This window comes from Legionella septentrionalis (assembly GCF_003989745.1).
In the GTDB taxonomy this organism is placed as follows: Bacteria; Pseudomonadota; Gammaproteobacteria; order Legionellales; family Legionellaceae; genus Legionella_A; species Legionella_A septentrionalis.
Map to the genome: position 1 here is coordinate 1 of NZ_RZGS01000012.1, position 15,748 is coordinate 15,748.

The following is a 15,748-nucleotide window of genomic DNA, read 5'->3' on the forward strand; positions in this document are numbered from 1 at the left end:
CTCAGGGAGTATGACAAAGATATTTATAAAGAACGCAACCTTATCGAACGCATGTTTAATAAACTCAAACATTTTAGAAGAGTGGCAACACGATATGATAAACTTGCTCAATCTTTTTTATTGTTCATTTATATTCCTGCAACCGCCCTTTGGTTAAGATAAATGTCGACAGAACCTAGCTAAGGTCCAGGGAAATAACTTTTTGTAATATTTCTTTTTACAGTATTTATTGAAATGATTCGTTGAATTCAGATGTGTCTATTCAATTAATTTTTGCATGAATTGTCAATAAGTAAATCATATTGTATACTTATATTCATTAATTACAAGTGAGAGTAAAGCAATGCGTCCCATGAATGATGGCAGCATTTTAAGAGAAGTTCGCGATGCAGACATAAAAAATGGCACTTTCGATATCCCTGAGTCCGTAAGGGTAATTGATTGGGGGGCATTTAGCAATCACATAAATTTAAAAAAACTTGACGTGCCAGAAGGCGTCACTCATATTAACCCTTTTGCATTTAGTGGTTGCAGAAACTTAACCCAAATTGATCTGCCAGAAAGCCTAACCACTATTGAACGTTGTACATTTGAGGGCTGCAGCAGCTTAACCAAAATTAATTGGCCAAAAAACGTTGCCATTATTCCTGTTGGTACATTTATTTATTGCTGCAGCTTAACCGAAATTAATGTCCCGGAAGGTGTCACTCATATTGGTGACTCTGCATTTAAGGACTGTATTAACTTAACTAAAATTTACCTGCCAAAAAGTCTCACAGACATTGGTGCCGCTGCATTCGCGGGCTGCAATAACTTAACCGAAATCAACGTGCCGGAAGGCGTCGCTCGTATTGGTGCCTCTGCATTTAAGGGCTGCATTAACTTAACTAAAATTTGCCTGCCAAAAGGCCTCACAGACATTGATAACACTGCATTTGTGGACTGCAACAAATTAGCTCATATCATTATCAGTAGTGATGATGAGAAAGAAATCACCCACATCAAATCGTTACTTCCCAAGGAATTACACAACAAAGTGAGTGGCAGGGCAGATTATGATAGGGCTCAACAAAAAGTAAAATCAGCACTTGAATCAGCATTTCTAAGGTCTGAGCTCAAACCACTATATCCTTTTATGATACGTAAAGAGTCCCCCTTTTATAATGAGGACACTTCGACTGTTGTTCGGATAGAGAATAGTGACTACTATAAATTTGCCAGGGAGGATATGGAAAATATTCCGATACCTGAGAACGAAGCGCAAATACAGGCTTACCAGGAAAAATTAGACGATATTGCCGAGCGATACCTGAATGAGGCCAAAAATGAGGCGAGGAAGCAAGTTGAGCATCAGTACCAAGAATCCATTAAGCTTTATCCTGAGCAAATTAAAAATTTTTCTTCTACCGATATAAAAAAAACCAGAGAAAAATATCCATTATTAAGCGAGGAAGAGTCAGGGAAATACCTCGATGCATTTAACAGGTTTCATCAATGCTGTGCTGAATTGTCAAAAAAACATTCTGATTTTGTAACACGTGATGAAAAAGCAGCTACCCGTGGAACGCATGAGCTGTTAAATACCCTGCAGCTGGCTTATATGGATTACATGAAAGACGCTCGTGAGATTGAGGAAAAAAGCAAGTTGTCTGAACGAGCAAAAGCATTCAGGCAAACCTGCCAGGAAGCCATTGACAAAGCTACGCCAGAACTTGAGAAACATAGGGGGGTAAAGAAAATTTTAACCAATCTGGCCATTGCTTTGGTAACTTTGGGCACGGCGTTTGTGGTTAACTACGCATTAACTGGTCGTTTCTTTTTTCATCCAGCAACTGCTTCTGAAAAGATCCTTAATAAAGCCAGTAAGGCAATTGAGGAAATTGACATCCCTGCGCTTAAGCAAGAGCCAAAAAAAGGAACATGATTTTGGCTCTCACATAAATTTTATCTGCAAGCACAATAAATGCATCTAAATTTGACCAATGATTTCAAATAAGTACTGCAGTAAAAGGTAATCCATTTCCTTGGTAATCGAGCGATCGATGCTGTTTTTATTAATTTTGAAAATAATTAGACTTCTTTCTCAATTGAGACGTGTTTTAATTATATTTCAGCAGCTATGGGTATATCTGTTTGCTGCGAGATACAAATTGATATTTATGCAGGGTGTTACGATGCCTTTTCAATATGCATGGGATACAGTGTTTTTTAACTGGCTTAAGCAATCTCATGAATAGAATCGGTGGGCAAACGAGCGAAGTCACGAGCTAAGAGACTAAATATAGAGCTTTAAATACCATCGTATAATGTTTTCTCCATAAAATAATGAAACCAATCCAGCCAGGCAAAGAAAAGGGCCGAATGCGATGGGGGTTTCTTTAGTTTGTTTGGTCGTTTTTAAATAAATAATGCCAAAAATACCGCCTATAACGGATGAAAGGAGCAGGATAAATGGCAGTTGCATCCATCCAAACCAAGCGCCAAAAGCGGCGAACAGTTTAAAATCTCCGTGCCCCATGCCGATTTTACCCGTAAACCAATAAAAAAGTTTTATAAAAAGCCATAAACTCATATAAGCCGCGGCAGCACTTAATACCGCATCTGGTAAGGAAGTGAACAAACTTTGAGTATTTGCAATTAATCCAAGCCAGAGCAAACTCAAGCTCAATGGGTCTGGGAGTAATTGATGCTGTATATCAATAAAGCAAATGATTAATAACAACCATATAAACAACAGGGAAAAAACGAAACTTAAACTTATGCCAAAATGCCAAAATGCCAAAAAAGAAAGTAGGAGAGAGAGTAATTCAACGAGGGGGTAGCGCAAGGGAATACGGGTTTCACAGTGGCTGCATTTGCCCCTCAATACACAGTAGCTAAGTAGGGGAATATTATGCCAAAAGGGAATCGTGGTTTTGCAGCCTGGGCAAAAAGAGCGCGGTAAAAATAGATTTATTCTTGCCGTAGGCTCAGCAGGTAATTCGAGGAGGCAGCGGCATTCAGCCAACCATTCTGCTTTAAGCATCAAGGGCAGACGATATATGACCACATTTAGTAAACTGCCCACGGCCAGAAAAAATAAGGCTAAAAAAATATGGAGAGCCAGAGGAGATGCTTGAGTAATTTCATTTAACATAAAGTTACACCACGGAGCCAAGTTTGAAGATAGGCAAATACATCGCAACGACTAATCCGCCCACCAGGACTCCTAATATTGCCATGATCATCGGTTCTAATAAACTGCTTAACGAATCGACGGCATTGTCTACTTCTTCTTCATAGAAATCAGCCACCTTAGTCAGCATTTGTTCCAATGCGCCGGATTCCTCTCCGATAGCAATCATCTGCACCACCATGTTCGGAAACAATTTGGTATTTTCCATGGCTACTTGCATTTGTTGACCGCTTGAAACTTCTTCACGAATTCGATCCGTTGCATTTGCATATAAGTAATTACCTGTGGCACCTGCTACAGATTTCAAGGCTTCTACCAAGGGCAATCCTGCGGCAAAAGTAATCGACAGCGTACGTGAGAAACGGGCAATGGCTGCTTTCTCGATAATGGGACCGATAATAGGAATTTTCAATAAATAACGATCAATGGTATGCGCAAAATTTTCAGAATGATTGCGTGCATATATAAAGGCATAAATGGCAAGCCCTAACATACCAAAAATGATATACCAATAAGCTTGGAAAAATTCGGAAAGGGAAATAACCCCGCGGGTGAGGGCTGGTAAATCTGCCCCAAACCCTTTAAACAAGGATTCAAATTGTGGCACGACGAAAATTAACAGCCCTGCGGTTACCAAAAATGCAATCACCATAACAGCTATGGGATAAGTCAGCGCTTTCTTTATTTTTCTTTTTATCGTTTCAATCTTTTCTTTATAAGCGGCAATTTTTTCCAGCATGAGATCTAAAGAGCCAGATTTTTCACCGGCATCAACCAGGTTACAAAACAATTCATTAAAATGGGCTGGATGTTTGCGTAAAGACTCGGCGAGAGTTGAGCCTGATTCTACATCTTTTTTAATCGTTTCAATCAAATCTTGCATGCGTTGGTTGCTCTGCCCCTTGGCAACGATGTCAAATGCTTGAATCAAAGGGATCCCGGCTCCAATCATCGTGGCTAGTTGCCGGCTAAAAACGGCAATGTCGGCTTGTTTTATTTTCCGGTTTTTTCGGCTGAATAATGGTTTTCTTTTTTTTACAATTTTGCGTGGAATCACCCCTTGCTTGCGTAACTCTACCTTGGCGATAGTCATGCTGCGTGCCTCAATAACACCCTGCAGTTTTTCACCAGACTGGTTCACTCCTTCCCATCTGTAGCGGGTCAGTGTTTCATCATTTTTTGCCATGATCCTAATCCACCGTGACTCGGTTTACTTCTTCAATGGTTGTCACCCCTTCTTTAATTTTTTGCAGTCCCGATTGATAGATGGTAACCATGCCTTCTTTTTGGGCAATATGCAAAATATCTAAAGAGTTACCTCCGGACATAATCAAGCCCCCCAGTTCTTTAGACATGGGCATGACTTCAAATAGTCCAATCCGGCCGCGATAACCATTTGTACACTGGGAGCAGCCTTCTGCTTTATAAATATGCAGATTTTTAATGTCGGTTTCAGAAAAACCTAATTCCAAAAGACTGGAGGCGGGTATATCATCCCGGATCATTTTACATTGTTCGCATAAACGGCGTACCAGGCGCTGCGCGATGATAAGACTTACAGAGCTTGCAATATTAAAAGAAGGGATCCCCATGTTAACCAAACGGGTAAGCGATTCTGCGGCGCTGTTTGTATGCAGAGTGGACAATACCAAGTGTCCGGTTTGTGCGGCTTTAATTGCAATTTCAGCGGTTTCCAGATCACGTATTTCCCCTACCATGATAATGTCTGGATCTTGGCGTAAGAAAGAACGCAAAGTGCCTGAAAAAGTCAAGCCAGCTTTAGGGTTGATGTTCACCTGATTAATGCCGGAAACTTTTATCTCTACCGGATCTTCGGCAGTGGAAATATTCCTTTCCGGCGTATTTAAAAGATTTAAAGCGGAATAAAGAGTCACCGTTTTACCGCTTCCGGTGGGACCTGTTACTAAAATCATTCCTTGCGGACGGCCAACGGCGCGTAGAAAATGTTCTTTTTGTGTTTTGCTAAATCCTAACGATTCAATTCCTAGCTTGGTAGCGCCTGGATCAAGGAGTCTCATCACTACTTTTTCGCCAGCCACAGTAGGGCAGGTGCTTACCCGAAAGTCGACCGAGCGGGTAGGGGATAATTTCAATTTAAAGCGCCCATCTTGCGGTATGCGCCGTTCCGAAATGTCAAGATTGGCCATCACCTTAATACGGGCTGCAATGCGGGAAGCTAAGCTGATAGGCGGAGCCGTTACTTCATTTAAGATGCCGTCTTGCCGGTAGCGAATGCGAAATGTGCGTTCATAGGGTTCGAAATGGATATCGGAAGCGCCTTTTTTTATGGCTTCCACTACAATGCGGTTGACGAATTTTACAATGGGTGCATCTTCGCTGGACAAGCCTAGCGTTTCCGCTTCTTTTTCTTCGTCATCCGTACTGAATTCTACGCCGTCGATTTCCTGGGATTCTTCAAAATAATGAGCTAACCCCTGGCTTTCTTTTTCGTGGAGCAGGTTATCAATGAAATCTTGTAATTTATCTGTCTCGACTACTAAGGGTGTAGGGTATAACCCTGTGTGGAATTGAATTTCTTTTAAAGACGAATGCTTACTGGGATCATCCATAGCCAAATACAATTGTTTGCCACGGTTGAACAATGGAATTAGACCGTGGCGTTTTATTAATTTGTCACTGACAATGGCTGCAGGAATGGCATCCAGATCCACACAATCTAAATCAATCAGGGGAACACCAAAATTTTGTGCCACAGAGACAGCGATTTGTTTTGCAGAAAGGATGCGATTGGCTACCAAATATTGCTGTAAACTAAGCTTGTTAGCTACAGCAGCTTTTTGATAAATTAAGGCTTTTTCTCTATCCAACAGCTTTTCTTGAACTAAAAGTTGAGCAATTCCATGTAAGTGATCTTCTTGAGCAACCGCCATAATCCTATAAATCAATTTATTAAGTATGTGATAACTATAGACAAAAAAAAACATAGCTGCATTAAAATTGCCTAGATTATTGCAAGGATTGAATGATCACTAGCAAATATCATCGGTAGCTTGTTTCAATGGGTGAGTGTATAGTAAAAAATACGTCTCGTTTAATTAATAGCTTAAATTGGCATTGGAAGAACAAGCATTTAAATATCGCTCGTTAGATGAGTGGTTTAACACACCGCAAGGGGCGCGCATTGGTTTGGCGTTTGCAGCGGAGCTTAATGAAATTTGTGAGCAAATCAGCGGGACGACTTTACTGCAATTAGGTAATTGCGGTGACAATAGTTGGCTTCCTGCGTTCAAGTTTCGGCATAAGTGGATCATCACCCCATATATTGATTATAAAAAAAGCAGTATTATTTCTTCTGTAAACCATTTGCCCATAGAGCGAGATAGTATTGAATGCCTGATTGCGCCATTAACTCTTGAGGCTTTTCGTGGTGATAAAAATCCTCTGGATGAAATGGATCGCATCATTAAGCCTATGGGGTATATTATATTTTTAGGTATCAATCCCTGGAGTTTTTGGGGGGCATCACTTAAATGGGGGCATCTGCATTGCTTTGCTCATGGCTCGATCTCCTTGGTTTCTTCGTTCACAATAAAACGGGCCATGTTAAATCGAGGATATCAGCAGTGTTCGCATAACAGTTTTTATTACGTTCCCCCGGTAAAACACCATCGCTTCATACAAGCTTTAGAGTTTATGAATGCGATGGGTAAAATGATTTGGCCTTTCCCAGCCGGTTTTTATTGTTTAATCATGCAAAAATATCAGTATTGTTCGCCCGATTTACTAATAAAAAGCGAAGGCGAATTGGTGTTGCAGGGAAAATCGTCTTTGGCTACCTGATGGATTACAGTTTGGGTGAAGATGCATTTTTTATGACGATTTCACGCGCGTCCTTACACATTTTTTCAAAGGCTTTAAACGAATCGGTTCTTAGTCCAAACAGCCATGTGGTGATATCCTGTGCTGTTTTTAATGTATTGAGTTCAAATTCATAGTCTTTTTTTATTCTGGTTATTTCGCTGTCCAATTCCTGCAGGCTGCTGCTGTCTGCAATAGCAAGATTTAAGGCTTTTCTAAGATTTTTTAATATTTTCCCTTTTAATTGATCGCCTTTCTCAGGCAAATGGTCAACTTCCACAATGTAGCGATGATTGCGCGGGTCTTTACCGAATTTATAATAATTTTTTACTGATGAAAGTTTCTGGTTTGTTGCAGATTTAAAGAGCGTTGGGTCATAGGGTGACGTTTTATCGGCTTTAATATTTTCAGGGTTGGATGCATTTACATTAGCTGATGGTGCTACTGATATTTTTTCCGGGTTTTTGTCCATGGGGAGCTGGGTGTCATGGCTTGGGGTTCCCATTTCCGAAATTACTTCTTTATGTGGTGCAATGCTTTGATTGTCCTGGCTTGCCACTGTAATCTTTTCCTCTACGGGCAATTTTTTATGTGGTTCGAGGTTATCTTCTGCCTGGTGGGCAGAAGTTAAGACTTCCTGGGTGTGAGGGAGCTGCAAATCCTGCAGCATTCCTTGCTCAAGGCTTGCCTTGTCTTCTTGATTTACAGGCGCTTCGACAGCAATAGTTACGGCTTTTGCCTGGGCAAGCAAGGTTTCTTTGCCAGCTTTTAACAAATCGCGAAAGCTTGGTTCCGGATTTAGATTAAGAGAGCGTGCATAACGGCGACTTTCCAAAAAATCAAAGACCAAATGGCATGCCTCTTTCTCGTTTAAACCACGGTGTTGCAAAACGGCGACCATTTCCGCAGTCGTGTAGTCCGGGTAATTGCACTGCAGCAGGCGGCGTTGGAGAGCCAGGCTAGGTTGACGTCTTCCTGCCATGGACATGGGATTTTGGGTGCCGATGAGCGTAAACCCTGGATTAAGCGCGGTGCGGTTTTGTAGATCCCGGCCCATGAGCAGGGCATTCATCATCCGTTCTAACATAACGGATGTGTTAAATTCATCGATAATGACAACTGCGCCCTCGTGGAAGGCGCGATTCAAAACATTAATTTTCGCGCTGACGCTCATGCTCGCTGGCAAATAATAAAATTGCTTGCTCGCCCCATTTTTTTCAATTTCTTCTTTTTCGTCAGCCAAATTAAAAGGCTTACTGTCCTTAATGTGCTTTTCTTCATACCCTTCGGAAAGAAGCACTTGTTTCACCAGTTGGCTTTTGCCAACACCAGGTTCACCTTCCAGCACAATGCCGGATATGCCGACCGGAACATCCTTAAGATTTTCTTTTTGCTTGTTTTCGCGGATTTTTATCATTTCAAACAAGCTTTGATATACCGGTTGGTGCGTTGACGTCAGTAAAAATTTATCTTCTTCCCTGGCACCAGGATGGCCCACAGTTTTAGGAAAGGCTATTTTTTCTTCGGATAATGAGCCAAAAGTTTCCTTAAACCAGTTTTGAAAAGGTACATGCTGCTCTTTATTCAAAACCATCAAAGCAATTTGATAGGCGCTGTGTTTGGCGCGTTCGTATTCATCCTGCGGGACAGTTTTGGCTTTGAGGAGTTGTGCCATCATCAGTAATTCACGTGCACTGATTGCAGTTTCATCAAAAGTTAAAATTTTACGGTAGGTTTTCAGAAAAAGTTTGCCTGCTTTCTCTGCTTCATTCACACCGTTTAATAAAGATTTTAATACACGTTGATAAAGATATGCATCCGTCATGTTTTTAAAGGTCACGACATTCGGATGCTCAATAAAGAGGCGCGGCATGCTGCGCTCCCCGCCGTAGCTTGCGGGATTGCCGGCGAAAATAACTACATGGTTTGCAGATAAGGGATAATAAACACCCTTATGGTATATGCCTTTGGGTAGGCTGTACAAATCTTCAAAAGAAGACCAGTCCGTATGTTCTAAGTTGGCTTCGTCAATGAATAAAATTTGTAAGCCATCTTTAGCTTTTGCCCAGGTTTCAATATTCTCAAAATGAACGCTGATGTTTTTTTCAGCAGCCAGGCTATTCATAAAGCTGCTCTTGCCCACGCCAGTTTTTCCTGAAAGAAAAAGAACGGGTTGTTTTTTTAAAGCAGCAAGCACTTCTTCTTTACGGGAAGCCTCAAATTGGCTTGCTTTCTCTTCGCTTAAATCGAAAACCACATCCAGAGAAGCGGGCAATTCTTCAGGAAGATGATAAAGCGGTGTTCTGAGTGCAGCAGGGTCGGCCGGCAAGCTGGTTTCGTTGGCCAGGGTTTCAAGGTAAGAGTAGGAAAATGCTTCCAATTGCTGTGGAGCATAATGCTGCAACAATCTTTCTTTTTGTTTGCTAGCCAATGCATCCAGGCGTTCTTTTAGCGAAATGTGTTTTTCAACTTTGTGAGGCGAAAAAGAAAGGAGCTCGGCTGAATCAGTTAAGAGAACCAATTTTCCCTGATAAGTTTCTATTTGCCCATTATGATAAGTACCGCCATTTTCTTTAAATAAAGGAGCCAGGCTGTCTGCAATTTCCGGTGTCAATTTTCCGGTTAAAAGAACTGACTCGCCTTGGCGCAGGGCTTGCCATATCGAACTGATTTTTTCTCTGAAAGCAAGGTTTGTTCCATTAGACTTCCCCTCTATGGCATAAAATATATCCGATTTAGTCAATTCGCTGAGGTTGATGACTTGATTAAATGACGTTTCTTTTTGCAAGATTTTTTTGCTGAGTGCCAAATCATTGCTAATAACGACTTGCGGATTGTGTGCGTTTTTTATTAATGATTTTTCCTGGAGCGGTGTTATTTTGACTCGTTTTGCCACCTCTTCCGGTAATGCTACGCCAGCGGCCAAGGTGATGTTTAACTGGCAATGTTGATGCTTGGCCGCGGTGAGTAAGCGTGCAAAAGAAGATAAAGGCAGTGCGCGGGTGAGATAAAGGTGGAGCGATTTTGGTGTTTCTTTTGTGCCTGCATGTTGCTCCAGGAAACCCGGTAAAGTGGTGAGTGTGTCTCCCTTGATTTCAAAATTCGTGAAGAAATGCTCAAAATTTCCCGGATTTAAAACGTAATCAAAGTCTTGAGCCAAGCCTTGTTTAAATTGTACGGTTTCTTCGCTGAGTAATGGCTCTAACTCATAACCACTTGCGGATTCAATAGTCACTTTGGCAGGAATATTAAATGAGCGGCCGTATAAATCCATCCGTTTTTGGCTGACGAGCGTATTTAAAGCAAAACGAAAATCAGGAAGATGCCAGGGAGCGTTTTTAAGCACTATTTTTAGGGCAGTGGGCGGTTTTTGCGCTTCCAGTGCAGCGATTAACGGGCTTGGGCTAAACTGTAAAGCATTCTCTGTTAACTGCCACTTTCCATATAAATGAGCTTGCCAGTTGGATTCATTATAAAAATCAACAGTAATCGTTTCAAACGTATCGTTTTCAGTCAAGACTGCAGGGAGAGATACTGCAGGGATATCAAGCCCAGCTGGCATTTCCATGATGTGGTGCTGGCGGGAGCTGAAATCACTGCCTGAATATAAATTCGGATCATTGATATTTTGTAGTCCCAAAACAACGGCTTTAAGCGGAACGTTAGTACCGTCAGCACGCCTTGTTTCATCAAGGATCGTATTGGCCTGGACTAATTCCTGCGGGGTGAAATTGCTCCAATTGACTACGATGATGGGCGCTTTATTTTCATGTTCATGTAAAAATTGCGATAAAGGACTGCCTTTTTCAATGTGTCCTTTTCCATTTTTATCCAGTTTGATGCAGTGGGTGGCACATTTTAAGTCATCCATGTTATTGATGATAAATAAGCCGCGGTTTTGAGCAAGGTTTGAGCTTTGTAGATGATGGATGTAGTTTTGTAAATCTACCTGACTTTGCAAATAAAGAAGAACATTTTCTTGTTGATGGCTGAATAATGATAAGTCAAGTTGTTCTAGAGACGAAATCTTTGCGGGATTTTTAGCTTCCCAGGTTTTAAAGCGGCCATGCTCGGGAAGTTTTGGTTTTTGTTTATGAGCATTGGACAGGAAAAAATCCAGATCAGTTATATTTTCCAATGTTTTTTGTGCTTTGGAAAGCTTTTGAGCGACCGGTTTTTTAGCTTCTACTCCTTGCGTTTCTTGTGCTGCTTCTACAGATTTTTTTGATACTTCTGAAGGCTTTGGCGTGATTGGTTTTCTTGCTTCTTCTGCCTGTATTTGTTTCGCTTGTTCTGCAGCAATAATTTTTTCTTCAATTTTGTGCAAAAGTGGATCTTTTTTAAAATTTTGTTCCAAATCATTCAGGTTTTGTTCAATATTTTTTTTAGGTTTTACTGGAGCATAGGCTGGAATGGTTTCCATTATATTTAAAATCAACGCTGTAAATTGCGTATTTTCCTTTTTTAAAATGCTTGCAAGTTCATTGGCTTCAGGCTCGGACAATGCTTCCAGATTTTTCTTTATTTTTGCTGTAAATTCAGCCTTCAGCACCACAGCAGCTCGCTCAAGCAAGTCTAGTGTTTTTTCACGGCTTGGAGGATTTAGCAAACCCTGCTGCCAGAATGGTTTATCTTCATTGCTGAGCCAGAACAAACCTTCCAAAGCTTTTTTAGATAGATGGTTGGGGTTTATAGCTTGTAGTTTCGTTGTGTCTTTTTCCGCAAGAAGGAGATAAAAACCGCCATCTGCAATAAACGCATCGATGTGTTCGGTCTCAAGAGACCAGGTGGCTTTCGGCAATTCATGAAACGAGAGTACCCTCAAGCCATGGCCCTGAGTTTCGTAAATTTGCTTGACCAGTTTGACTATATCTTGTCGTTTAAATTGTTTGGCGGTACCTGCCTGAAAATTAGGATCAAAGAAATGCCATGTATTGTCTTTAAAAAGTAGGCACGTGCGATGCCAGGCATTGGCAATGTAAATGGGGTGGCGTGGGGGATTGGCCAATATTTGCGGCAGGTTATTAACCGGGATGGCTTGAGTTTCAGGCCAGCGAATCTGGTATTTTAAAGCATAGTGCAACAATTCTTTCAGCAACGGCTCTATCTCTCTGGGGCAAGAGCGTTTGCTCCAATCCCTTAGCTTATCTAGTTTTTTCGTCCAGGCTGCTTCATTTTCTGTTGCTACGGTATCGGCATACCACTTGGAAACAGCTTGGCAGATGCCTTTATCAAACTCAGGAAAAAGAGGGGCCAGTTCAGGATGTTTTAACTGGCAATATGCTTTTAAGCGATCAATGAGCATGGATTGAGACCAGCTATTTTTTTCCTGTTTGTCAACAGAAGGTTGTTGGGGTGCCATTGGCGGCTGAAAAACAGGGTCGCGCGGTTGCACAGGTTGTATGGTTTCACCTGCTTCAGCTTCATTCGCCGTAATCGGCACAGACGGGCGGATGCGGGGTAGCCCTTTAATTTTGGGCTCTGTTGCCAGAAAAATTTCGAACTCTTCTCGCTCACCATGTACTTCTGTTTCCGATAAATCAAATTCACAGTGCGGGGCTGCTGCGATCAGCGCCATTAGATTTTCCAGGGAAATCACGATACGAGAAAACTTTGCGCTATTTAAATAAGGTAAGCTTGGAAAATTGAGAGGGCTTGTTAAAACTAAATCGCTTATCTCTAGTTTTTTCAGATTTGGAGCATGGGCAATAAAATCTAGGAATAATTGATCCGAGCCGTAATCTAATATTAATTGATTTAAGTTGTTTAGGTTATTGAAGTTGGGGGTTGATGTCCAATTGCAAATTCCGTGCCCTTCTATTTTTTGCACATTGGGCAAATGATTTAACAGGTTGGATTGATTGCCATAACATTCCCTCATGATCAATTTTTCAACCGAAGGAATATCTTCCTTCAATTGTAAACTTTCATTATTTCCATGAAGGTCTATTTCTTTTAAAGATTTGCACGCAGGCAAAAATTTTGCCAGGAATGGTGATTTTGTTGTGTTGACGTATGTACCGCTAAATTTCCCTAATGAATAGTCACCTTCCAGCTCATCCCGTATTGCCAAAGTACTGGAAATTTTTAATTCGCCGTCTTGTCCTAGAAGAGAGGTAAAATTTCTCAAAGTCGAATTCGTACAAGAGCAATTTCTTAATGTAATTTCCCTAAGAGCAGGCAAAGAGAGAGTAAAATTATCAGGAAACTTTACGTTGTTGATATTTAGCGCAGTAATAGGAGCAGGTATGGCGGTGATAATGCCGCCTAGCTCTTCTTCAGAAATATCACCCGAAATGAGAGTGATTAATAACAGGCCTTGGTTATAATCAATTCTCACCACGCCTGCTTTTAAATGAAGATCAAAATGCCCCTCGGAAAATTGATTTGGATGTAATTGTTCTGCAAAGGATTGATATTGTGGTAAAGAGAGGATTATCCCATACAGGCAAAGCCGCAAGAAGGTTTTCCCCGTTGGCACCCGCCATTCCTCGGGTAACGGTTGACTGGTATTTGTAGTAACAGCCAAGTCAATAGGCAGGCTGCTGGTTTGGATGATTTTTTCATATAATTGTGCGTCGAATTCATACTCTATCCTAACGACCGATGCTCCATTTTTTTTATGAAAACTTGCCATCCCGCCTGGCTCAAACATGCAGCGGCAGGAAAAATCAAAAGGATATTGGGCAGCAGCTTCCAAAACTTTATGAAAGTTAGCATCTAAAGTATCTCCCCAATTGATCTTAAGTTCGTGTAATTTTTCGAAATTAATGTCGGGTAATAAAGATAAATCATCCAGAGTTAAAATAAATTTATTACTGTCAGCCTGAAGAATGGATTCGATTTCTTTTTTACTAAACTGTTGGGCAATATCCTTTGTGTAATCAACCCGGCTTAAACCCGTTTGTTTAGGCAATTGCAAATTAGTTTCTTGTTCAGGAGCTGCAAGTATTTGTAAATTTGTAAAATCAAATTCACGAAGCTTTGGGGCATTCAGCAGGAAGCTGAGAAAAGCAGATTTAGTCAACTGCAATTTTTCCGGGATAATAATTTGTTTTAATTCTGGCAAATTAGGAGTTGACTCTTCCCCCTTTATTTCTGAAACCCCGGTCAAATCCAGGCTTACTAAAGTAGGGGAGAGCAGGGGAGCAATCAGTTTAGGCACTACGCTGGATGGCTTCCCTAGTATTCCCAAATGCTTAAGCTTTGCCTGTGGTTTCAGGTGGGTGTCGAAAATAGATTCTAAAAAATAGGTGTTATCTATTTCTAAATGCTCCAGTTCCAAATTAGCATTTACTATCTTGATGGTATTGTTGAAGTCAGAATTGGAAATCTTCAGATGTTTTAATTTGGGCAGATCCAGGGAGCTTAATTTACCAATGATGTTTACATTTTTTAATTCCAATGCGGTTAGGTTCGGGGCATTTTCCAGGATCAATTTAAGTTGTGCCGCCGATATGACGCATGATGTTAGGGTCAATGACCTTAAATTTGCCAGGGACAGAGCATGTAAATCGGATTTAATGGAACTCCCTTGAATCATGAGGCGTTCTAAGTTTGGTGCAAATTTAAGCGCTTCATGAAAAGAAAAAACATGCTGTTGACTGGAACTTATGGTGAGTGATTTAAGCGAAGGCGCTAATGGTAAGGTGTCTGCCGGATTGGGTGAATTTCTGTTATTTTCTCTTTTTATTTCTAGCTTTTCCAATTTTTCAGGCAAAACGAGGGGCTTGAAATTTGTATCATCCGCGATATTGAGCTGCAGCGACTGTAAGGAAGCTGCATATTTTAAAAAAGTTAACCTTTCTGTATACTTCGTCAAATCCGCTGAGAATTTAATTCCCAGATGTTTAACCGGAATTAAATGGATAAAATTAGCCAATATATAAAACCATGCATCGGTTAAATGCAACTTGGTACAGTGAGGTAATTCAGGGGTTATGTTTCTTCCTATTTCTTCGTTGATCTCTGTCTGTGTCAAATCTACATAAACCAATTGCCGGCAAAAATCGGGGTTTGCCAGCAGTTTAAGGATGTGGGTTGTGTCTTCTGTAGCTGCGATGCCGGTTTGGAATGTTCCAGTACAATGCTCAACATCTAAGTTTAGTACGCAGGCGGTTTTTGGCAATAATTCAATTCTCCTTTTAAGATCTCGACTCCTTTCCAGAAAACTTGAGCTGGCTGCTATTTGTTTTGTATTCAATTCATCAGCTTCCAGGCCGCTTAGTTTGTTGACATATTCATAATCGATAATAAAGGTTTTATCGTTTTCAATTTTATGTTTGCTGAGTAACTCACTTAACTGCCGACGATTAATCCTGGGAGGGGTAGAAGATAATTGTTTGGCATTGGTTATTTTTTGCAGGCGCTCGCCCACCACTTGGTAAACTTCGAAATCGTAATTTAAAAAATGGTTAATTTCATCGGTGGGATTTTGGTTTCGTGGTATGTTTTCTGAGCTTCTCCAAACATCATAAAAAATTATTTTTTTCTTTTCTTTTCGTGCGATTGCCTCTGATGTTTGATAAAAAAAGTCGCGTTGCCCATTAATAGCCCGCTCGAGGGCAAACAAAGGAGTTGGAGTTTCACTAAAAGAAACTCCTTGAGCATTCTCTTCATAATAGAAAGATCCTGCAGCCAGCAAATTAAAGAACATACATACCTCAAGAAGGCGAAACCTGGAGTGAGCAATTTTGTAGTTATTATTATAGCAATTAGCTATATTTTTGTCCT

At 40.8% G+C, this 15,748-nt stretch carries 7 protein-coding genes; 3 read left to right on the plus strand and 4 right to left on the minus strand.

Annotated features, from left to right (window positions below; translation table 11 throughout):
• A partial coding sequence (locus ELY11_RS05785) for a transposase (protein WP_148110509.1) occupies window positions 1-162 on the plus strand: 162 nt, incomplete at its 5' end.
• Window positions 163-352: 190 nt separating this feature from the next.
• Window positions 353-1,924, plus strand: a complete 1,572-nt coding sequence (locus ELY11_RS05790) for a leucine-rich repeat domain-containing protein (protein WP_158615175.1) — start codon at window positions 353-355, stop codon at window positions 1,922-1,924.
• 351 nt (window positions 1,925-2,275) lie between these two features.
• On the opposite strand, the gene ELY11_RS05795 is transcribed toward ELY11_RS05790, so the two are convergent.
• The 3 genes from ELY11_RS05795 to pilB are packed head-to-tail and all read right to left on the minus strand — an operon-like array spanning window position 2,276 to window position 6,087.
• Window positions 2,276-3,136, minus strand: a complete 861-nt coding sequence (locus tag ELY11_RS05795; RefSeq protein ID WP_126954916.1) for a prepilin peptidase — start codon at window positions 3,134-3,136, stop codon at window positions 2,276-2,278.
• A gap of 4 nt (window positions 3,137-3,140) precedes the next feature.
• Window positions 3,141-4,361 (minus strand): type II secretion system F family protein, encoded by a 1,221-nt coding sequence (locus ELY11_RS05800; RefSeq protein ID WP_126954917.1) that lies wholly within the window; start codon window positions 4,359-4,361, stop codon window positions 3,141-3,143.
• A gap of 4 nt (window positions 4,362-4,365) precedes the next feature.
• On the minus strand, window positions 4,366-6,087 hold the full coding sequence (gene pilB / locus ELY11_RS05805; protein ID WP_126954918.1) for a type IV-A pilus assembly ATPase PilB: 1,722 nt from the start codon (window positions 6,085-6,087) through the stop codon (window positions 4,366-4,368).
• Window positions 6,088-6,265: 178 nt separating this feature from the next.
• Between pilB and ELY11_RS05810 the strand changes: the two genes are divergently transcribed.
• Complete coding sequence (locus ELY11_RS05810; RefSeq protein ID WP_127032684.1) at window positions 6,266-6,997, plus strand: methyltransferase; 732 nt, start codon at window positions 6,266-6,268, stop codon at window positions 6,995-6,997.
• Between the two features lie 4 nt (window positions 6,998-7,001).
• Here ELY11_RS05810 and ELY11_RS05815 read toward each other — a convergent pair whose 3' ends face one another.
• Window positions 7,002-15,671, minus strand: a complete 8,670-nt coding sequence (locus tag ELY11_RS05815) for a hypothetical protein (RefSeq protein WP_127032685.1) — start codon at window positions 15,669-15,671, stop codon at window positions 7,002-7,004.
• Window positions 15,672-15,748 lie beyond the last annotated feature (77 nt).

Bases quoted from the DNA above. Each gene is read 5' to 3' on its own strand.
- ELY11_RS05790 (WP_158615175.1), top strand. From the start codon at position 353: ATGAATGATGGCAGCATTTTAAGAGAAGTTCGCGATGCAGACATAAAA.
- ELY11_RS05795 (WP_126954916.1), bottom strand. From the start codon at position 3,136: ATGTTAAATGAAATTACTCAAGCATCTCCTCTGGCTCTCCATATTTTT.
- ELY11_RS05800 (WP_126954917.1), bottom strand. From the start codon at position 4,361: ATGGCAAAAAATGATGAAACACTGACCCGCTACAGATGGGAAGGAGTG.
- pilB (WP_126954918.1), bottom strand. From the start codon at position 6,087: ATGGCGGTTGCTCAAGAAGATCACTTACATGGAATTGCTCAACTTTTA.
- ELY11_RS05815 (WP_127032685.1), bottom strand. From the start codon at position 15,671: ATGTTCTTTAATTTGCTGGCTGCAGGATCTTTCTATTATGAAGAGAAT.